The sequence below is a fragment of the Streptomyces sp. NPDC031497 genome (genome assembly GCF_055580905.1).
In genome coordinates this window covers 390,325-409,784 of record NZ_JBVIKO010000008.1, presented here as the reverse complement: position 1 = coordinate 409,784, position 19,460 = coordinate 390,325, and the positions used below count along the sequence as shown (strand labels likewise).

The following is a 19,460-nucleotide window of genomic DNA, read 5'->3' as shown; positions in this document are numbered from 1 at the left end:
GAACGCGTGGTGGATGTCGTCGCGGCCCTCCCAGCGGGCTGGGATTCGGCGGCGGTGACAGCCCAGCGGGTGGCCTACGGCGAACTCCTCCCGGACGGGGAGGATCGCGCCGAACTGGTCCCACAGGGGTTCGAGCAGGCAAGCCGGCAGCGCGGGCACGGCCGTCCTTCGTGATCACCGAGCGCAGAGACTACGAGCTTGAGGTGCGACGCAGGGCGGCGGGTCGACCGACCCTGAGCTCAGGGCAGGTTCACCACGGGAGGTTCCCGGATCGGTCCATGAACTGTCCCGTCGGCCCGTCCGGACCGATCGTCGCGAGGGTCACGATGGACTCCGCGCCGTCGGCGACGCTGTGTCCGAGGCCGCCGGTGAAATCGGTCGCGGTCTGCCCGGGGTCCGCGGCGTTGACCTTCACGTCCTTCAGTTCCTTGGCGTACTGCGTCGTGAGCATCGTGACCGCGGCCTTCGAGGCGCTGTAGAGGGGCAGGGCATACCGCGACTCGATCCGCGCCGGGTCCTGGGTCATGCCGAAGGAGCCCATCCCGCTGGACACGTTGACGATGACGGGGTTCGGCGACGTGCGCAGCAGCGGGAGGAAGGCGTGCGTGACGCGTACGATCCCGACGACGTTCACGTCGAGCACGGCGCTCACGTCGGCCGCGGTGTACTCCTCGACGGGGCCGACCTTGCCGAGGACGCCGGCGTTGTTGACCAGGACGTCGATCGTTCCCTCATGCGCGGCGACATCCGCGGCCGCGGCCTGGACCGAGGCGTCGTCGGTCACGTCGATCTGAACGAACCGGGCGCCGAGCGCCTTTGCCGCGGCCCGACCGCGCTCACGGTGGCGGGCACCGAGGAGGACGGTGTGCCCCGCCTCGACGAGGCGACGAGCGGTTTCAAAACCGAGGGACTTGTTGGCCCCGGTGATGAATGTGGTGGTCATGCTGGCTCCTCCTGGTTCCAACAGCACGGTCGTGCGTTGTTCACGCACTCCATGCTGGGTCCCCAGGAGGGTTGGCGGGAGTTACGAAACTTCCTGGTACCGCGCGTACCACCCAGCAGCCTGGTCCACCGGACGAGGCGGAACGCGGGCCTTCATTTCTGCGGAGACATCCTCTGGACCCCGATGGCCGCAAGGAATTCGAGTTTGCTGCGGGCGTCGGTGCCTGGCTGCGGCGTGTACACCACGAGGCGGAGGTTCGTGTCCTGGGTGTTGAGGATGTCGGAGTTCATGGCGATGTCTCCGACATCCGGGTGCTGGACGACTTTGTGCGCACTCTGGTGACCGCCCACCGCTCGGCGGCTCCACAACTCGCCAAACCGTAGGCTGAGGTTCAGCCGCGATACCAACGCCGCGAGGTCGGGATCGTCGGGGTACCGGCTCGTCGTCGCGCGCAGGTCGGCGACGAGGGACTCCTCGAACGCCGCCCGCTCGGCCGCCGTCTGCCGGACCCGGGGCAGCTCACCCAGGAACTGCCAGACCAGGACGTTGCGATCTCCCACACCGCGGACCGTGGGATCGCCGAACGTGGCCGCGAACAGCGGATTCCAGTGCAGCAACTGCCAGGTGGCGTCGTAGATCGCCAAGGGGTTGCCGGCGAGCTGGTCCACGATCCGGTACAGGCTCCCTGGGATCATTCGCGGAACCCGGGTCGGATCCGCCGCATGACCGGCCATGCGCAAAAGGTGAGCATGCTCGTCGTCGGACAGGTGCAGGGCGCGAGCCAGGGCCGAGCAGACCTGCGCCGAGGGCGTCGCCACCCGTCCCTGCTCCAGCCGGACCACGTACTCGACCGAGATGCCGGCCAGCGTCGCCAGCTCCGCGCGTCGCAGACCGGGGACCCGACGGGGTGAGCCGTGTGCGAAGCCCACCGTCGCGGGGTCCAGCCGGTCCCGCCACGCCCGCAGCGCCGCACCGAGTTGATCCATGCACACCATCCTCCCGCACACCCCGCCCCGCTGGGTGGTACGCGCTGTACCACGAAGCCCCGTAGCTCCCGCCGTCGCTCCCCGGGGCTCAGTGTCGGGACTCCGGAGAGGCCGTTCGGCGGTGCTTGCGTGCTCGCAGGTACGCAGCACCGACTCGAAGTCGTCCGGTGCCGGCCGCAGTCCCTGTCCTCGGCGTAACTCGCCGCTTCCCGTGTCGAGCCGGGCGCTCCGTCGCTGCCTTCTGCGTGGACTGAGTCCAGTCCTTATGCTCAGCCTTTGCGGCGGCGAGGCCCGGCCGAGCGAGGTGGCGTCGAGCGCATGTGGTCGCGCACCGGCGCCAGCAGGCGGGCGAGGGTTTCGACGTCGTCGCGCGAGAGCGGTTCGAACAGCAGGCCGCCGACCACCTCGATGTGACCGGGCAGTACCTGCGCGAGCAGCGCGCGCCCGGCATCGGTGATGGTGACCGTGATGCTGCGCTCGTCGTCCGGAGACGGGGCGCGCACGACCAGGCCCGCCTTCTCGAGTGAAGCGGCCTGGTAGGTCAGGCCGCTGCGGCTGTAGACGACGCCGTCCGCCAGGTCGGTCATGCGGTGACTGCCCGTCGGCGAGTCGCCGAGGCGGGCCAGCAGCTGGAACTGCACGTAGCTGAGATCGCCGGCCTCGCGCAGCTGCTGTTCGACCGCGTGCCGGAGCAGGCTGGTCACCTCGATGAGGTCGAAATAGGCGCCGAGCTGCACGGGGTCGAGCGAAGGCGGCGAATCAGGCATGACCGAAGTCTACTGCTTCGAATTCGAAGAGTGTGGTCCGCCGCCGTGCCAGCCGCCACAGGGCCAGGAGGACGGCGCCGCCGCCCAGAGATCCCTAGGGCCGGCCATGAGCATCCCCCTACCTCGCCCAGGACGGGATCCTCTCCGGCATGTCCGCGCTGCACGCGGTCAACACCTGCACGCGGATTGCGTGAACGCATCGACCAAGGCACCGCCGAGCTCGTCGGGTCGATGAGGGCGGACCAGCGGTGACCGACCCCACTTGCTTCGAATTCGAAGCAGCAGTAGTGTGCTCCTAGTTGCTTCGAGTTCGAAGCAATCACCCTGAAGTGAAAGCGAGACTCTGATGAAGGCAGTGCGTTTCCACGAGTACGGCGACCCCGACGTCCTGCGCTTCGAGGACGTGGAGCAGCCCGTCCCCGGAGCCGGTGAGGTCCGGATCCGCGTCGCCGCCACGTCGTTCAACTCCGTCGACGGCAACATCCGCGGCGGCTTCATGCGCGGCCCCATCCCGGTGGTGCTGCCCCACACTCCCGGCATCGATGTCGCCGGCACGGTCGACGCGCTGGGCGAGGGCGTGGACGGCATCGCGGTCGGCGACGACGTCATCGGCTTCCTGCCGATGGACGGGAACGGCGCCGCCGCGGAGTACGTCCTCGCGCCGGCCGAGGTACTGACGCCGGCGCCCAAGAGCGTCCCGCTGCCCGACGCCGCCGCGCTGCCGGTGGTGGGGCTGACCGCGTACCAGGCACTGTTCGACCACGGCAAGCTGACGGCCGGGCAACGCGTACTGGTCAACGGCGCCGGCGGAGCGGTCGGCGGCTACGCCGTGCAGCTGGCCAAGAAGGCTGGTGCCCACGTCATCGCCACGGCCAGCCACCGCAGCAGCGAGGCGGTCACGTCCGCCGGCGCCGACGAAGTCATCGACCACACCACCACCAGCGTGACCGCGGCGGTGACCGAACCGGTCGACATCGCACTCAACCTCGCACCGGTCGACCCGGCCGAACTGGCCGCACTGGTCACCCTGGTCCGTCCCGGCGGGGTCGTCGTGAACACCACGGTGTGGATGCCCGCCCCCAGCGACGAGGAGCGCGGCGTGCGGGGCATCGACCTGTTCGTCCGGAGCGACGCCGGCCAACTGGCGCAGCTCGTGGCGTCGATCGACCGTGGTGAGCTGCGCGTCGACGTCGCCGAGCGGGTACCGCTTGCCGAGCTGCCGGCACTGCACGCACGAGCCGCCCAGGGCGCGGTGCACGGCAAGATCATCGTCGTCCCGCCCGCCGCCTGACACCGATCCTCCACCGAAAGGAAGAGACCACGGCACTCGGCTTGGATCCCGAAAACGCCATCGCGCCGGCTTCGACGGCCGGCGCGATGGCGGACGCGATACCACCGGCCGTGCGCGATATCGCGGCGCGTCGCCCCATGTGGGAGCCGGTCATCGGCTCCGCGGGAACGGCCCAACCGTTCCCGGCCGACGTCACGACCAGCGGGCGCTATGCGCCCCCGGCGACGGCGCGCAGATCAAGATGCGCGGGTACGTCAAGGGCAGGGCGACGCCGGGCTCGGCCGTGCTGTTCTCCCACGGAGCCGGGTACGCGCGGCTCCGGTTCGCCCCCCGCACTCGGGGCCACTCACAACGGCGCACGGCGCGAGGCAGGACGCGCCGGGAAAACGTCCGCTGCCTCAAGCGTTACGTGGCACGCGAGGTCGTCCACCTGGTCCGGTCTGGAAGTGCACAGCGATCTGGTGAGAATGAGTCGCATGGACCACCTGCTGCATCTCGACCGCACGCTCGACGAGCTGGACCCACCCCGCTGGATGCCTCCCGCCGCCGACGCGACCCGTTTGGTGCGCACCGTGCATGAGCTGCGGTGTGTGCCCTTGGGTGAACTCGGTCCTGCGGATCTGCGCACCCTCGTTTCACAGCAGGTGGCACTTCCCCACGTCCTTCCACTCGCCGTGCGCCTGCTCATCGAGGAGCCGCTGCTCGACGCCTACTTCTACGAGGGTGACCTGCTGCTCGCCGCTGTGAATGCCCCTGCCTCGGCCTGGGCTCTGCTGCCCGAGCTCGGCGCGCGGCTGCGCACCGTCATCACTACATTGCCGGAGACGGCGGTCGGCGGCCTGCCACGCGGCGCCGTAGACGCGCTTGCCCGCTTCGTCGGCGATCCCGCACCGCGTCTCTGACCTGAATCGGATCCTTGGGGCTGGAGTCCACCCGGTGGCGAAGCCTACTGGCTCGCCGTGCTGTTCACCTTCGCCCTCGGTACCGCCGCAGGCGACCTGGTCTCCGAGCGGATGAACCTCGGCTACTGGCTTGCCGCGGTCCTGTTCGCCCTGGCCATCGCCGCCGTCGCGCTCGCGCTCGCGCACTTCGCGCTGGGGCTAGACGCCGTGTGGAGCTTCTGGATCGCCTGCGTCCTCACCCGCCCGCTCGGCGCATCCCTCGGCGACTACCTCTCCCGGCCCACCGGCGACGGCGGCCTCGGCCTGGGCACCGTGGTGACCAGCGCACTCTTCCTCGCGGTCATCCTCGGTCTCGTGGTGTGTCTGGTGGTGACCCGGAAGGACGTGGCGCAGCCGCAGCAGACCGCACGCCACGCGGTCTGACCAGGCATGTGACGGGCATTCAGGCACGGTTCAGGCCGGCGCTGCCAGGGTCGGCGGTGGCGATCGCGCCGTCACGGCGCCCATCGGCAGGGCGCGCATCCCCTCGTGGGGCATGCGCCCTGCCGTACGACCACACAAGGAGCCCCCCACCTTGCAGCAGCCGGAAGCCCTCACCGACCTCGACGCCGCGCGCACGACGACATCGGTGATGAAGAAACTGCCCGAAGTCACCCTCGCCTTCTGGATCATGAAGATCGCGGCGACGACGCTGGGCGAGACCGCCGGGGATCTCTTCGCGCAGACCCTGAAGCTCGGTTACTTCCTCACCACGATCGCGCTGTTCCTGATCTTCGTGGTGACGCTCGTCGTCCAGCTCCGCTCCCACCGATACAACCCGTTCTTCTACTGGACGGTCATCCTGACCACCAGCATGGCCGGTACCACCATGTCCGACTTCATGAACCGCGACGCCAGCGCCAAGTACCTGTCGAGCGGAGCCACTTCACTCGGCTGGGGACCACAGGGCCTCGGCCTCGGCTACCCGGCCGGCGCGGCGATCCTCATCTCGATCCTGCTGGTCGTCTTCGCGGTCTGGCGGCTGAGCGGGATGACCTTCCAGATCCGTGACATCGTGACCTTCCGCGGGGAGGCCCTGTTCTGGTCGGCGATCCTCGTCTCCAACACCCTCGGCACCTCCATGGGCGACTTCCTCTCCGACAGTTCCGGCCTCGGTTACGCGGGCGGCGCACTGCTGGTGACCGGGGCGCTCGCCGTGCTGGCCGTACTGATGAAGGTGCCGGCGGTGCCGAACGTCCTCCTCTTCTGGATCGCGTTCGTCCTCACCCGCCCGCTCGGCGCGACCGCGGGCGACCTCCTGACCAAGCCGGTCGCCAAGGGCGGTCTGAACCTCGGTACCGCCGGCTCCTCGGCCGTCCTGCTGGCCGTTCTGCTCGGCCTCATGGCCTGGGCGCAGGTCCGGGAGCGCAGGGCGGCCACCGCGTAGCCGACGGAAACGGCAGGGCCGACCGGCTCTCGGCCGGGCGCGCGTCGTCGGCACCGTACGGGGGCGGCGCCCGGTCACCCCGCGGGCAGGTCGGCCAGGAAACGTGCCCCCGACGTGTACAGGGGATCGTGGGACACCTCACCGCCGACGGCACGGGCCAGGCGCCGCGCGAGCGGCAGCCCGAGGCCCGCGCCGTCGTGCCCGTCGTCGGGATCGCCGCGGCGGCCGGGCTGGAAGAGCTCGCCCACGAACGCCTCGGGCACCCCGGGACCGTCGTCGGCGACACTGATCCGTACGCCCCCCGGCACCTGTCGCGCGGTCACGGTCACCGTGGCGCGGGCGTAGCGGACCGCGTTGGCCAGCAGCGGGCTGACGATGCGTTCGAGGAGAGCGCGGGTGACACCTGCCGCCAGCGCCGGATCCGTGACCTCGACCACGGCCTTCACCCGCCCCTGGGCACCGAGGCTGTCGACCATGCGGTTCAGGACCGGGGCGACGGCTGTCGCGCCGGGGGGCGCGGCGGCGCTCAGCGCACTCTCGCGGGCGTCGTTCAGCAGGGTGTCGCAGATGGTGCGCATGGCCTGGGCGGCCTCGGCGATCACCTCGTGGGTGGCGTGGGTCTCGGCGGCGGAGCGTGGCCGGGTCCGCCACCAGTCGAGCTCGACGATGATCCGGGTGAGCGGGGTGCGCAGCTCGTGCGACAGTTCCCCGGTCAGCTGCCGTTCGTGCCGCAGCACGGTACGGATGCGGTCGAGGAGCGCGTCCAGCGAGGCGCCCAGGCGGGCGAGTTCGGCCGGGTGGTCCGTGGCGCCGAAGCGTTCGTCGGAGCCGGCGGCGCTCCACTCGGTGGCCCGGTCGGTCATGGTACGGACCGGGCGTAGGGCCCGCCCGACGGCCAGGCGGGTCAACGCGTACGTGCATGCGAGCATGACCACGTCCAGGGCCAGGGAACCCAGCAACAAGGTGTCCGCCGAACCGCGGTACGGGGCCAGATCCACGGCCGTGACCACGGTGGCGGAGCGCGGGTGACCGGACACGGGCCGGGAACACATGCGGACCTGGTGCGGGTTCTCTGCCTCGACGGTCGTGCAGAGCGCGTGTCCTCCTCGCCCGGCGAGCCGGCCGGCGGCCCGGGTCAGTGTGCCGTCGGCCGCGGCCGACGGCGGCTTCTCCAGCAGGTGTGTTCCGGCGTAGATCCAGACGTTCGCGTCGAGGAGACCGTCGTTGACGGTCTCGACGACCCGTACCCGTTGGTGGCTGGTGTCCACGGTGGTGGCGACGGCGGCCGCACGGTTGCGCAACTCGTCGTCCGCCTGGTGCTGCAGATGCCGTTCCACCATCACGTTGAACACCACGGTCAGTACGGCCATCAGCAGCGCGGCGGTGGTCAGGGCCACGAAGGAGAGCCGTCCGCGCAGAGTGCGGGGCGCCAGGCGGCACGGAAGACGGATCACGACAGCCGGTGCCCGATTCCCCGTGCTGTACGCAGGCTCCGGTCGCTGCCCGCATCGCGCAGCTTGCGGCGCAGCCGGCTCAGGTACTGGTCCAGGGTGTTGTCGCTGACCTGGGCTCCGTCCGGCCAGGCGGCTCTGACCAGGTCGCGGCGGCTCACGATGGAGCCGCCCGCGGCGACCAGCGGGGCGAGCAGCCGGAATTCCGTCGGGGACAGTTCGACGTGGACGTCGCCGACCCGCACGCTGTGCCGCGTCGCGTCCAGGACCAGGTCGCCGGCCGTGGCCACGGCCGCGGGCGCGGGCGCGGAGCGCTTGAGCGCGACCCGTAGCCGGGCGACCAGTTCGGCGAGATGGAACGGCTTGGGCAGGTAGTCGTCGCCGCCCGCCGAGAAGCCGGACAGCCGGTCGGTGAGGTGATGCCGAGCCGTCAGGAAGATGACCGGCGCGGTGAAGCCGTTGCCGCGCAGCGCCTGGCACACGTCCCGGCCGTCCGCGTCGGGCAGTCCGACGTCCAGGACGACCGCGGCGATGCCGTCGGCGGCAAGTCGCAGAGCGGTGGCTCCGTCGGTGGCCGGCACGGGCTCGAAACCCTCGTCGGCCAGGCCGCGCCGCAGCACGTCACGCAGCGCGTGATCGTCCTCAACGACCAGGATCTTGTGCCGCATGGTCCTCCGTAGGGTCGTCGGCCGTACGGGCCGTGCCCGAGACGGACTCCGCGTGCGGCCGGCGTGCCGTCACCCGCGCTCCTCCGCCGACCTGGCGGCCCGGCGGCCTCGGTACACCTCGGCGACAAGGGGGAGCAGGGAGACCACCACGATCAGCGCCACCAGCGGCAGAAGGTAATGGTCGACGTTCGGGATCGAGGAGCCGAGCGCGTACCCCGCGAGGGTGAGGCCCACGCTCCACAGGAGGCCGCCGACGACCTGCCACAGGGTGAAGGTCCGTACCGGCACCTCCAGCGCGCCTGCCATCGGATTGAGGACCGTTCGCACCACCGGCACGAACCGGGCCAGGACGATGGCCTTCGCGTATCCGTACCGCTCAAGGAGTTCCTCGGCGTGTTTCACTCCTTCGTGCAGACGCCGGGAGCGGCTGCGTGCCAACAGGGCTCCGCCGGCCTTCCGGCCGAGCAGGTATCCGCACTGCGCTCCGGCCAGCGCGCCCGCGGCCGCCGCCACGAGCAGGGGCCCCAGGGACAGGTGCAGACTCCCCTCCGCCGAGCCGGTGCACAGCAGGCCGGCGGTGAACAGCAGGGAGTCGCCCGGCAGGAAGAACCCGATCAGCAGTCCCGTCTCGGCGAACATCACCGCCGCGACGCCCAGCACGCCGAAGGCCGCCAGCAGCGAATGGGCGTCGAGCACGTTCACAGCCAGCTGGGACGCCATGGGCATCGGTTCGGTCATGTGCAGGGTCCTTTCGAGCGGACGATTCCGTGCAAACGATCAAATGACTACAGTCCTGTAGACGCTGTCGTCTGAAACTCTAGACGCTCACGGGCGGTGTCCGTTCCCGCAGTCGCCTCGGAGGGGGCGGCGAGGCGTGGACGGTGGGACCCGTCGGCGCGGGCCGGAGGGTGGCCTCTGATTCCTGTGGCGCTCTCACCGTACGCCAACCTCTACATGATGTAGTAATCGCTTGGCCGGTCCCGACGCCTACCGGCCCGGAACCGGTACCCGGACGCCGTCGCGCGGGGTGATCGCCGCCGGTTCACCGCCCCTGGGCGCGACCCTCGTGGTGCGCTTCGCCACCCGCCGTGCGTCGGGTTCCCGGCGGACGTGCCCGCGGTCCGGTCGGCAGGCGGGCATCGAAGCGGCTGCCATCGGAGCGGCTGCCATCGGGCCGTGTGAAAATCCCTTCGTATCACCACTCAATCGCCCTGACCAGGGACTTTGTCGAGGCGTTCAGGTTGCTGTCAGGCTGGCGGCCCCGTTGTGAAACTCATGCACCAGAAGACCCAAAACAATGGCAAAGGCATCTGTGGCACCGGGAGTTGATCGTGTCATCGTGCGGACCATGACCACAGAGCGTCTCCTCGACGACCGTCCCCTCGCCCCCCTGCGCACCATGGCGAACAAGGTGCCGGAAGTGACCGTCTACTTCTGGATCATCAAAGTGCTCACCACCGGGATGGGCGAGACGGCATCCGACCTGCTGGCCCGGACGCTGGGCCCGGTGCCGGCGGTGGGGCTCGGTGGTCTCGCCCTGGTGGTCTCCCTGGCCGTGCAGTTCGCGGTCCGCCGGTACATCGCCTGGGTGTACTGGACCGCCGTCGTCATGGTCAGCGTCTTCGGCACGATGGCCGCCGACGTGCTGCACGTCGGTCTCGGCGTGCCCTACACCGTTTCCACGCCGCTCTTCCTGGTCGCGCTGGCCGCCGTCTTCGCCCTCTGGTACGCCGTCGAGCGCACCCTGTCCATCCACGGCATCAACACCCGAAGCCGTGAGATCTTCTACTGGGCGGCGGTCCTGGCCACCTTCGCCCTCGGCACCGCCGCCGGCGACCTCACCGCGACCATCGGATTCGGCTACCTCGGCTCGGTCGTCCTCTTCGCTGTCGCGATCTGTCTTCCCGCGCTCGCCCACCGCTTCGGTGCTTTGCAGGCGGTGCCCGCCTTCTGGACGGCCTATGTCATCACCCGCCCCCTCGGCGCTTCCCTCGCCGACTGGATGGCGCTCGGCCACGCCCGCGGCGGCCTCGGGCTCGGACTGGCACCGGTGACCCTCGCCTGGACGGTCGCCATCGTCTGCTTCGTCGGCTACCTCGCCGTCTCCCGGCGGGACGCATCCGGCGCCCAAGCCGCCTGAGGCGCGCCGATGCCGCGTGAGGGCGCGAACCAGCCCCGCGCTCGCCCAGGACAGACGCACCGGCATGCCAGCCGTACCGGACGCAGCCCGTCGGCAAGGCGGCAGGCCCCGCACCCGCGCCGTATCGACCGGCTCCGGCGCTCGCGGAGACAACGCCGACTCGGCCCGTGTCTGGCGTCGCGAGCCGACGGCCGCGCATCGGCACCCGCGAGCGGAGCGGCGGTGCGTTTCCGGTGTACGACGTGGATCGCTGCCGCGTGTGGCACGTGCGGCGGATTTCCCTGAGGCGCCGGAGTTCGCCGTCCGCGGCCCGGAATGCACCTCCTACAACTCGTAGGGGTGTCCGGGTACGCTGTACGCCACGACGGTGAGGGAAGTGGCGGACGGTGACAGATCGAGACGACCAGGAAGCCCAGGAAGCATCCGGAAGGCGGGCGCGAGGCGAGCTGGAGAGCGATGTCCTCGCCGCGCTGTGGGCCGCCTCCGGTCCGCAGACCGCACGCGAGGTCCGCGAACGGTTGCCGGGCGACCTCGCCTACACGACCGTCCTGACCATCCTGTCCCGGCTGCACGACAAGGGCATGCTCGTGCGGCACCGCGAGGGCCGTGGCTACGCCTACGAACCGGCCCGTGACGAGGCGTCCCACACCGCCCAGCGCATGCACTCCCTGCTGGCGGGCGGTTCCGACCGGGAGGCTGTCCTGGCCCGCTTCGTCTCGGAACTCTCCGAGCAGGACGAACACCTGCTGCACCAGATCCTGTCCGGGCACGGCGACACGCCCGACGAGAGCGAGCGCCCCCGCGGGAAGCGGTGAACCAGTGCTGATCAGCGTCTACGTCCCGTTCCTTGTCACGGCCGCACTCGCCGTCCTCGCCGCCCCCGTGGCGCGACGCCTGCCGCCGCGCCGTGCGGCCTGGGCGCTGGCCTGTGCCTCACTGGTGACAGCGGTCGGCTGGGCGGGATCGCTCGCTCTGCTGGCCTTCTCCGGCGTGGCACAGATCCCGGAGATCGCGGAGGAGGGCCGCTGGTCGGTGACGGCACTGCAAGCCGACGACCCGGTGTACCTGGTCGTAGCGGCCGGCAGCGCCCTGACCCTGATCACGTGCGTCGTCTCCCTGGCCGTGGCCGCCGTACGACAGACGCGCCACCTGGTCCGGACGCGACGGGAGTGCGCCCAGCTGCCGGGGCGGACCGAGCTGGCGGTGGTCGACGACGACGTCCCGCTGGCCTTCGCGCTGCCCGGCGCCCCGGGACGGATCGTGGTCTCGCGGGGGATGCTGTGCTGTCTCGACGCCCACGAGCGTGAGGCACTGCTCGCCCACGAGCGGGCGCATCTGCGGGGGCGCCACCACGTCTTCCAGATTCTGTGGCGGCTCACCGCCGCCCTGAACCCGTTGCTGCGCCCGGTGACCGTCGCGGGTGATTTCGTCCTGGAGCGCTGGGCCGACGAGGAGGCCGCCGAGCGCGTCGGTGACCGCCGGGTCGTCGCCCACGCCGTCGGGCGTGCCGCCCTGGCTTCCGCCGGTGCGTCCCGTCCCGCGGCGCTGGCCGCGACCGGTGGGGTGGTGCCGCAGCGGGTGCGCGCTCTGCTGGCCCCGCCGCCCGCTCGCCGGAGCCTTCCCCTGCTGGCAGGCGCCGTGTTGCTGGCCGTCTGCTGCGCGAGCCTGGCCAATGCCGCGTCCGACAGCGACCGGATGCTCGACGGCGCCCAGTGGGCGCTGTGCACGGAACACACCGGTCGCGTCGCCACGGCGTCGACGGACCACGGGCATCGGCCGGAGGGCGCCGGTTGTGCCGGCCCCGAACACGCCGAGCACGGGGAGCGGCGCTCCTGATCGGTCCGGAAGGTGCTCTCACCCGGCCGCCGGAGTACCGTCCTGGCGCTCATCGGGGCAGGCCTGGAGCAGCAGGGTGAACCTGGCCGGATCACGGCTGGTCAGGGAGAGCCGGCCGCCGAGTGACAGGGCCAGATCGCGGGCCAGTGCGAGCCCGATGCCCGTTCCCGACCCGGCGGCCGTGTGCCCGCGCTCGAAAAGCCGGGCCGGATCGCCCCTGACCGCCCCCTCGTCGCTCACATCGACGGCGAGGGCGTCGTCGAGGTCCCGCACCGACAGTCGTACGGTCCCGCGACCGTGCACCAGCGCGTTGTCCAGCAGGACGCCGAGCACCTCCGACACCGGTCCTTCCGGCACCCGGACGTCCGCGGGCAGGTCACGGGTGTCGCACACCAGCCGCCGGCCCGCCTCGGCGAACAGACCGTGCCACCGCGACTCCGCCTCCTCCAGCAGCCGCGCCACCCCGACGCCCCCGGCGGAGCGGCGGTCCCGGTCCGGTGAACGGGACAGCCGCAGTACCTCCTCCACCGTGCGGTGCAGGCGGTGGGTGGTGGCCAGCGCCTCGGCCAGCACAGGTCGCATCCGGGCGTCGTCGTCCTGGGCGAGGCCCGCCTCCAGGGCGAGTTGCAGGCCGGTGAGCGGGGTGCGCAGTTGGTGGGAGGCATTGGCGGCGAAGTCACGTTCGTGGCGCAGGAGTTCGGAGAGGGCGTGCAGCATTTCGTTGTGGGTGCGGGCGACCTGGTCGATTTCGGCGACGCTGCTCGGAGCGGCCCGCGCGGTCAGGTCGCCCTCGGCCACCGCCCGGCAGTGGCGGGAGAGGTCCTCCAGCGGCGCGGCCAGCGCCCGCGCCTGACGGCGGGCGACGAGAACGGCGACGGTCAGCGCGAGCGCGGCCACGCCCAGCAGCAGCGTCCAGGCGATGACGACCCGGTCGCGTACGGCGGCGGCGGGGGATGAAGCCCGTACGACGCCGATGACCTTCTCGGCGTGGGAGACGGGCACGGCCACCACCAGGTCGGCGCCCGCCCGGCCTCGTACCACCGCACCGTCCAGGGACTGGCGGGCCGGGGTGTCGCCAGGCCGTGGGCCGCTGCCCGCGCGCAGTCGCATATGAGGGTCGTACAGGCCCAGCCGGCCGCCGGGCGGGGGCGCGGGCAGTTCCACCGGGTCGCCGGTCACGAAGTCCGGGCTCACGCGTACCGCCCCGGCCAGCGCCGACCGTTCCAGGGTGTCGCGCTGGTCGGCGTACAGGGACGACCTGATCGCCAGGGCGAGCGGGACGGCGAGGAGGACGACGGCGACCAGAGCGGCGGTCAGGGCGACTCGCACCACGCGCTGTCTCATGCCTTCATCATGCTCGTCGCCCACCTGGGCGGATGCGGAGCGCCACAGTCTTTTGCCGTCGTCTAACCCTCGCCGGGCGGGGCGTTAACCGGCCGCTTCCTAGCGTCGGTGCCATGACCGTCCGGTCCGAGGACTCTTCTGGAGGGCAGTGGCCATGGCAGCACACACAGGGACGTACGCGGTCGTGGGGGTGACTCTCGTGGCGGCGGTGACGGCCGGCTGTTCCGGTTCCGGGTCGCACGCCGGCTCCGGTGGCCCCGCGTCCGCTCCGACCACCGTCAGCGGACAGAACAAGCCCGCGCCCACCGAGTCCAACCCGCCCGGCGACATCCCCGACAACCAGGTGTACGTCACCTACCGGCCGACCGGCGGTTCCTTCACGGGCTTCACGCTGAAGGTGCCCGAGGGCTGGGCCCGCACGAGCCACGGCGGCACCACCGCGTTCACCGACAAGCTCAACACCGTGCAGGTCACAGCGGTTTCCGCGGCCGCCGCGCCCACGGTGGGCTCGGTCACCAACGAGGTCGTACCCCGGCTCCGCTCCCAGGTCACGAAGTTCTCCTCGCCCAAGGTGAGCGAGGTGAACCGGCAGGCCGGCCGCGTGGTCCTGCTGACCTATCAAGGCGACTCGGCGAAGGACCCGGTCACCGGCAAGGTGGTCCGCGACGCATTCGAGCGGTACGCGTTCCACCGTGCGGGGCACGAGGTGGACCTGACCCTGTCGGGTCCGGTCAAGGCCGACAACGTCGACCCGTGGCGCGTCGTCAGCGACTCCTTCGGCTGGCGGTGAGCGCACCATGCTCGACGGCACACACACGGGCGGCGGCGCCGACGACGTCCTCACGGCCCGCGAGCTGTACCGCTTCTACCGGGCCGGGGAGGAGGAGACACTCGCGCTGCGCGGGGTGTCCCTGAGGGTGCGGCGCGGGGAGACGGTCGCGGTCGTGGGCCCGTCCGGGGCCGGCAAGTCGACCCTGCTGGCGTGCCTGGCCGGACTCGACGAGCCCTCCGGCGGCGAGGTCCGCGTCGACGGCGTACGGATCAGCCACCGGCCCGAGACCGAGCGTGCCCGGTTGCGCGCCCGGCACGTCGGCGTCCTGCTGCAGACCCGCAACCTGCTGTCGCACCTGAGCGTGCGGGACAACGTCCGCCTGCCCCAGCGGGCACTGGGCCGCAGAGCGCCCGTCCCGGCCGAGGAACTCCTGGCCGAGGTCGGGCTGGCCGGCCGGGCGCACGCCCTGCCGCGGCAGCTGTCCGGCGGAGAGCTGGCGCGGGCCGGCCTCGCCGTCGCGCTGGCCAACGCGCCCGCCGTCCTGCTCGCCGACGAACCGACCGGTGAACTGGACGGCGAGACCGAGCAGTTGGTCCTGTCCATGCTGCGGGAGCGGGCCGCGGAGGGGTGCGCGGTGCTGATCGTCACGCACAGCCGGGAAGCCGTCCGCATCGCGGACCGGGTGATCACCCTGACGGACGGAAAGGCCACCGACACTCGGTGGCAGGACCGCGAGGAGGCGCACGATGCCGTCTGACGAGGCGCTTGTCAGCTGCGTGGACGTGGCCCTGACCTTCGGCCGGGGACCTCAGGCGGTGGTGGCCGTGCACGGGGCCGACCTGGAGATCCGGGCCGGGGACCGGCTCGCGGTCGTCGGCCCCTCGGGGTCGGGCAAGAGCTCGCTGCTGCACCTGCTGGCCGGGCTCGAACAACCCACCAGCGGCAGCATCACCCGGAGCGCCTCGCTCGGCCCGTACGACATCGGCCTGGTGTTCCAGGGCGACAGCCTGATCCCGGCTCTGGACGTGGCGGAGAACACCGCTCTGCCCCTGGTCCTCACCGATCGTCCGGAGGGCGAGGCCAGACTGCGCGCGCTCGCGGCCCTCGCCCTCGTGGACGCCGCCGACCTGGCCGACCGGCTCCCCGAGGAGATCTCCGGCGGCCAGGCCCAGCGGGTGGCCGCCGCCCGGGTCCTGGCCCAGGCGCCACGGCTGATCCTGGCCGACGAACCCACCGGCCGCCTCGACCACGCCACCGGCAGCCGCGTCCTGGACGCCCTGCTGACGGCCGCCGGCCACACCGGCGCGGCACTCGTCGTCACGACCCACGACCCGGCCGTCGCCGCCCGGCTCACCGTCCGCCGCAGCATGCGCGACGGACGGCTGCTCGCACCCGAGGAGGTTCCGTGACCACCGCCCGGGCGCACGAACCGCACCGGCGCCGCACCGGAACCCCGCCGGCCTCCGAGGAGATGTCATGATCGTCACCTGGGCCCGTGGCCTGGCCCGCCACCGCACCGGACGGCTCCTGGCCGCCCTGACCGGCATCGCGCTCGCGGTCGCCCTGGTCGCCGCACTCGGCTCCTTCCTCACCGCTTCCAAGGCGACCATGACCCAGCGCGCCGTGCGTTCGGTCGCCGTGGACTGGCAGGTCCAGGTACAGCCCGGCGCCGACCCGCAGAAGGTCCTGTCCCTGGTGACCGGGACCCCGGGCACCCGCACCGCCCTGCCCGTCGGTTTCGCGCACGCCGGCGGCTTCACCGCTCGCGTGCAGGGAAGCACCCAGACCACCGGCCCCGGTATGGTCCTCGGCCTGCCCGACGGCTACCGCGCCGGCTTCCCCGACGCCGTCCGCACGCTCTCCGGCTCGTCCACCGGCGTCCTGCTGGCCCAGCAGACCGCCGCCAACCTGCACGCGGCCCCCGGCGACACCATCGGCATCCGGCTGCCCGGTGCCGGCCTGCGCCAGGTGAAGGTGGACGGCGTGGTCGACCTGCCCCAGGCCGACTCCCTCTTCCAGACCGTCGGCGCCCCCAGCCAGTCCCAGCCGACCGCGCCCCCGGACAACGTCGTCCTGCTGCCCGCCGCCCGCTTCACCGCCCTCACCCGCGGCGCGACCGGTGTCACCACCCAGATCCACGCCGCTCGCGACAACACCCGGCTGCCCTCCGACCCGGCCTCCGCGTACTCCGCCGTCACCGGCGCCGCCCGCAACCTCGAAGCCCGCTCCTCGGGTACCGCCCTGGTCGGCAACAACGTCGGCGCGGCACTCGACTCGGCCCGCCAGGACGCCCTGTACGCCCAGATCCTCTTCCTCTTCCTCGGTATGCCGGGCGCGGTGCTGGCCGCCGCGCTGACAGCGGCGGTCGCCTCGGCCGGCGGCGAACGGCGCCGCCAGGAACAGGGGCTGCTGCGACTGCGTGGCCTGCGGCCCCGTCAGATCACCGCACTCGCCGGGCTGGAGGCCGCCCTCATCGGCCTCGCGGGAGGTCTGGCCGGGCTCGGCGTCGCCGCTCTCACCGGCCGGCTCGCCTTCGGCACGGCCTCCTTCGGCGCGAGCGCGGCGACCTGGTCCACCTGGTACGCCGTCGCCTTCGTACTCGGAGCCGCGGTGGCCGCGGGCGCCGTCCTCGTCCCCGCCCTGCGGGACCTGCGCACGGTCACCGTCGCCGACACCCGCAAGCAGGAGGACGTACGACGCTCCGGATCGCCCTGGTGGATGCGCTACGGCCTCGACCTCGTCCTCCTGATCGGCTCCTGGCTCGTCTTCCGCGCCTCCTCCGGCAACCAGTACGCACTCGTCCTCGCGCCCGAGGGCGTCCCCAGCATCTCCGTGTCGTACTGGGCCTTCCTCGGCCCCGTCCTGCTGTGGATCGGCGCGGCCCTGCTGCTGTGGCGCCTCACCCTGCTCGCCCTCACCCACGGCCGCCCCGCCCTGGCCCGACTGGTCCGGCCGCTGACCGCGACCCTCGCCGGCACCACCGCCGCCGTCCTGGCCCGGCGCCGCCGCCCGATCGCCCGGTCGGTGGTCCTGCTCGCCCTCGCCGTCTCCTTCGCGATCTCCACCGCCGTCTTCAACGCCACCTACCAGCAACAGGCCGAGGTCGACGCCCGGCTGACCAACGGCGCCGACATCACCGTCACCGAACCACCCGGCGCCCAGGTCCCGCCCACGGCCGGAGCAGCGCTGAAGATCTCCGGCGTACGGCAGGTCGAGCCGCTCCAGCACCGCTTCGCCTACGTCGGCTCCGACCTCCAGGACCTCTACGGCGTCCGGCCCGGCACCATCGCGCGGGCCACCTCGCTCCAGGACGCCTACTTCGCCGGCGGCACCGCGGACCAGCTCATGCGGCGCCTCACCCAGCGCCCGGACAACCTGCTCGTCAGCGCCGAGACGGTCAGCGACTTCCAGCTCTCACCGGGCGACACCGTCAACCTGCGCATCCAGGACGCACGCACCAAGTCCCTGCGCACCGTGCCCTTCCACTACGCCGGCATCGTCAAGGAATTCCCCACCGCCCCCAAGGACAGCTTCTTCGTCGCCAACGCCTCCTACATCGCCAGAACGACCGGCAGCGCTGCGATCGGCGCCTTCCTCCTCGACACCGGCGGCACCCACCAGAAGCAGATCGCCGCCCAGCTGCGGGGACGCATGGGCACAAGCGCCACCGTCACCGATCTCACCCAGACCCGCGGCACTGTCGGCACCAGCCTCACCTCCGTCGACCTGGCCGGACTGACCCGCATCGAACTCGCCTTCGCGGTGCTGCTGGCCGCCGGAGCCGGTGGACTCGTCCTCGCCCTCGGGCTCGCCGAACGCCGCCGCACCTTCGCCATCGCCACGGTCCTCGGCGCCAGTACACGCCAACTGCGCGGCATGGTGCTCACCGAGGCCCTCCTGCTCACGGCCGGTGGCCTCGCCGGAGGCGCGCTCATCGGCTGGGGCCTGTCCGAGATGCTCGTCAAGGTACTGACCGGCGTCTTCGACCCGCCGCCCGCGAGCCTGGCGGTCCCCGGGGCCTACCTGGCACTCACCGCCGTGGTCGCCGTCGCCGCCGTACTGGCCGCCGCCCTCAACGGGATCCGTGGCGCCCGCCGACCCGCCATCGAGGAGCTGCGTGATCTGTGAACAGCCCGCGCCGGCTGCCCGCGCCGGTCTCCCCGTCCCCTCCTACGCTGTCGTCCATGGGGACGCCTGTCACACCGGACCGCAGCCAGCAGCGCGTCCTCGTCGTCGAGGACGACGCCACCATCGGCCGCCACCTGGAGGCCGGCCTGCGCGGCAACGGCTACCTGCCCGCCTGGAGCCGCACCGGCACCAGCGCCCTGGCCGAGGCCGCCCGCATCCCGTACGACGCGGTGCTCCTGGATCTCGGCCTGCCCGACGCCGACGGCCTCGACGTCGCCCGCGCTCTGCGGGCCCGCTACCCCGACCTGCTGATCGTGATCCTCACCGCCCGGACGGAGGACATCGACATCATCGCCGGGCTGGACGCCGGAGCCGACGACTACCTGGTCAAACCCTTCACCCTGACCGTCCTGCTGGCCCGCCTGCGCGCCCACCTGCGCCGCCACACCCCAACACCGCCGGCCGTGTCCGGCCCGATCCTCCTCGGGGACCTCGTGCTCGACACCACCGCGCGACGCTGCACCCTCCACGACAGCGAAGTCCGCCTGCGCCCCAAGGAGTTCGACCTGCTCGCCGTGCTGGCCCGGCATCCGGGGGAAGCGGTGTCGCGCGAGAGTCTGATGGCACAGGTCTGGGACGAGAACTGGTTCGGCTCCACCAAGACCCTCGACGTCACCATGGCCGCCCTGCGCCGCCGCCTGGCCCAGGCCGCCGACGCGCTGCCAGGTCCGTGCGGCCTGCCGGAGATCACCACCCTGCGGGGGCACGGTTACCGGCTGGAACGCTGAAGTCCTCGCCTTGACACT

At 71.9% G+C, this 19,460-nt stretch carries 18 protein-coding genes and 1 pseudogene; 12 read left to right on the top strand and 7 right to left on the bottom strand.

What is annotated here, in order from left to right:
• Positions 1 to 250: 250 nt before the first annotated feature.
• From ACZ5K7_RS19830 to ACZ5K7_RS19820, 3 genes are all read right to left on the bottom strand, one after another.
• Positions 251 to 943 carry an SDR family NAD(P)-dependent oxidoreductase gene (locus ACZ5K7_RS19830; RefSeq protein ID WP_468914913.1) on the bottom strand — a complete coding sequence of 231 codons (693 nt, stop codon included), beginning with the start codon at positions 941 to 943 and terminating at the stop codon, positions 251 to 253.
• A gap of 152 nt (positions 944 to 1,095) precedes the next feature.
• Positions 1,096 to 1,929 carry a helix-turn-helix transcriptional regulator gene (locus tag ACZ5K7_RS19825; protein WP_468914911.1) on the bottom strand — a complete coding sequence of 278 codons (834 nt, stop codon included), beginning with the start codon at positions 1,927 to 1,929 and terminating at the stop codon, positions 1,096 to 1,098.
• A 269-nt stretch (positions 1,930 to 2,198) separates the two neighbouring features.
• Positions 2,199 to 2,696: a MarR family winged helix-turn-helix transcriptional regulator gene (locus tag ACZ5K7_RS19820; RefSeq protein ID WP_468914909.1), complete on the bottom strand. Its 498-nt coding sequence runs from the start codon at positions 2,694 to 2,696 to the stop codon at positions 2,199 to 2,201.
• A gap of 346 nt (positions 2,697 to 3,042) precedes the next feature.
• On the opposite strand from ACZ5K7_RS19820, the gene ACZ5K7_RS19815 reads away from it, so the two are divergent.
• The 4 genes and pseudogenes from ACZ5K7_RS19815 to ACZ5K7_RS19800 all read left to right on the top strand — a co-directional run bounded on the left by ACZ5K7_RS19815 (position 3,043) and on the right by ACZ5K7_RS19800 (position 6,315).
• Positions 3,043 to 3,987 carry an NADP-dependent oxidoreductase gene (locus ACZ5K7_RS19815; protein WP_468914908.1) on the top strand — a complete coding sequence of 315 codons (945 nt, stop codon included), beginning with the start codon at positions 3,043 to 3,045 and terminating at the stop codon, positions 3,985 to 3,987.
• Between the two features lie 476 nt (positions 3,988 to 4,463).
• Positions 4,464 to 4,889, top strand: a complete 426-nt coding sequence (locus tag ACZ5K7_RS19810; protein WP_468914906.1) for a contact-dependent growth inhibition system immunity protein — start codon at positions 4,464 to 4,466, stop codon at positions 4,887 to 4,889.
• A 45-nt stretch (positions 4,890 to 4,934) separates the two neighbouring features.
• Positions 4,935 to 5,312 (top strand): annotated as a pseudogene (locus tag ACZ5K7_RS19805) (COG4705 family protein); the annotation flags it as partial.
• 151 nt (positions 5,313 to 5,463) lie between these two features.
• On the top strand, positions 5,464 to 6,315 hold the full coding sequence (locus tag ACZ5K7_RS19800) for a COG4705 family protein (protein WP_468914905.1): 852 nt from the start codon (positions 5,464 to 5,466) through the stop codon (positions 6,313 to 6,315).
• A gap of 74 nt (positions 6,316 to 6,389) precedes the next feature.
• Here ACZ5K7_RS19800 and ACZ5K7_RS19795 read toward each other — a convergent pair whose 3' ends face one another.
• From ACZ5K7_RS19795 to ACZ5K7_RS19785, 3 genes are all read right to left on the bottom strand, one after another.
• Entirely contained in the window at positions 6,390 to 7,769 is a 1,380-nt protein-coding gene (locus ACZ5K7_RS19795; protein WP_468914903.1) for a sensor histidine kinase, read from the bottom strand.
• Positions 7,766 to 8,434, bottom strand: coding sequence for a response regulator transcription factor (locus ACZ5K7_RS19790; protein ID WP_468914901.1), 669 nt, complete (start codon positions 8,432 to 8,434; stop codon positions 7,766 to 7,768). Before ACZ5K7_RS19790 ends, ACZ5K7_RS19795 begins: the two co-directional genes overlap by 4 nt.
• A gap of 69 nt (positions 8,435 to 8,503) precedes the next feature.
• On the bottom strand, positions 8,504 to 9,172 hold the full coding sequence (locus ACZ5K7_RS19785) for a DedA family protein (protein ID WP_351704374.1): 669 nt from the start codon (positions 9,170 to 9,172) through the stop codon (positions 8,504 to 8,506).
• Positions 9,173 to 9,782: 610 nt separating this feature from the next.
• Between ACZ5K7_RS19785 and ACZ5K7_RS19780 the strand changes: the two genes are divergently transcribed.
• The 3 genes from ACZ5K7_RS19780 (at position 9,783) to ACZ5K7_RS19770 (ending at position 12,410) form a co-directional block, all read left to right on the top strand.
• On the top strand, positions 9,783 to 10,574 hold the full coding sequence (locus tag ACZ5K7_RS19780; protein WP_468914899.1) for a COG4705 family protein: 792 nt from the start codon (positions 9,783 to 9,785) through the stop codon (positions 10,572 to 10,574).
• A gap of 386 nt (positions 10,575 to 10,960) precedes the next feature.
• Positions 10,961 to 11,389 carry a BlaI/MecI/CopY family transcriptional regulator gene (locus tag ACZ5K7_RS19775; protein ID WP_351704368.1) on the top strand — a complete coding sequence of 143 codons (429 nt, stop codon included), beginning with the start codon at positions 10,961 to 10,963 and terminating at the stop codon, positions 11,387 to 11,389.
• A 4-nt stretch (positions 11,390 to 11,393) separates the two neighbouring features.
• Positions 11,394 to 12,410: a M56 family metallopeptidase gene (locus ACZ5K7_RS19770; protein WP_468914897.1), complete on the top strand. Its 1,017-nt coding sequence runs from the start codon at positions 11,394 to 11,396 to the stop codon at positions 12,408 to 12,410.
• Between the two features lie 18 nt (positions 12,411 to 12,428).
• Here ACZ5K7_RS19770 and ACZ5K7_RS19765 read toward each other — a convergent pair whose 3' ends face one another.
• A complete protein-coding gene (locus ACZ5K7_RS19765) occupies positions 12,429 to 13,754 on the bottom strand; it encodes a HAMP domain-containing sensor histidine kinase (RefSeq protein WP_468914896.1) in 1,326 nt (441 codons plus the stop codon).
• A gap of 154 nt (positions 13,755 to 13,908) precedes the next feature.
• On the opposite strand from ACZ5K7_RS19765, the gene ACZ5K7_RS19760 reads away from it, so the two are divergent.
• The 5 genes from ACZ5K7_RS19760 (at position 13,909) to ACZ5K7_RS19740 (ending at position 19,442) form a co-directional block, all read left to right on the top strand.
• Entirely contained in the window at positions 13,909 to 14,544 is a 636-nt protein-coding gene (locus ACZ5K7_RS19760; protein WP_468914894.1) for a hypothetical protein, read from the top strand.
• 7 nt (positions 14,545 to 14,551) lie between these two features.
• Positions 14,552 to 15,283: an ABC transporter ATP-binding protein gene (locus tag ACZ5K7_RS19755; RefSeq protein WP_468914892.1), complete on the top strand. Its 732-nt coding sequence runs from the start codon at positions 14,552 to 14,554 to the stop codon at positions 15,281 to 15,283.
• Complete coding sequence (locus ACZ5K7_RS19750; protein ID WP_468914890.1) at positions 15,273 to 15,935, top strand: ABC transporter ATP-binding protein; 663 nt, start codon at positions 15,273 to 15,275, stop codon at positions 15,933 to 15,935. The genes ACZ5K7_RS19755 and ACZ5K7_RS19750 overlap by 11 nt, the downstream gene beginning before the upstream one ends.
• A gap of 67 nt (positions 15,936 to 16,002) precedes the next feature.
• The gene (locus ACZ5K7_RS19745; RefSeq protein ID WP_468914888.1) at positions 16,003 to 18,654 is read left to right on the top strand and encodes an FtsX-like permease family protein; all 2,652 of its coding nucleotides are present in this window, start codon (positions 16,003 to 16,005) and stop codon (positions 18,652 to 18,654) included.
• 56 nt (positions 18,655 to 18,710) lie between these two features.
• Complete coding sequence (locus ACZ5K7_RS19740; protein WP_468914886.1) at positions 18,711 to 19,442, top strand: response regulator transcription factor; 732 nt, start codon at positions 18,711 to 18,713, stop codon at positions 19,440 to 19,442.
• The last annotated feature ends 18 nt before the right edge of the window (positions 19,443 to 19,460 follow it).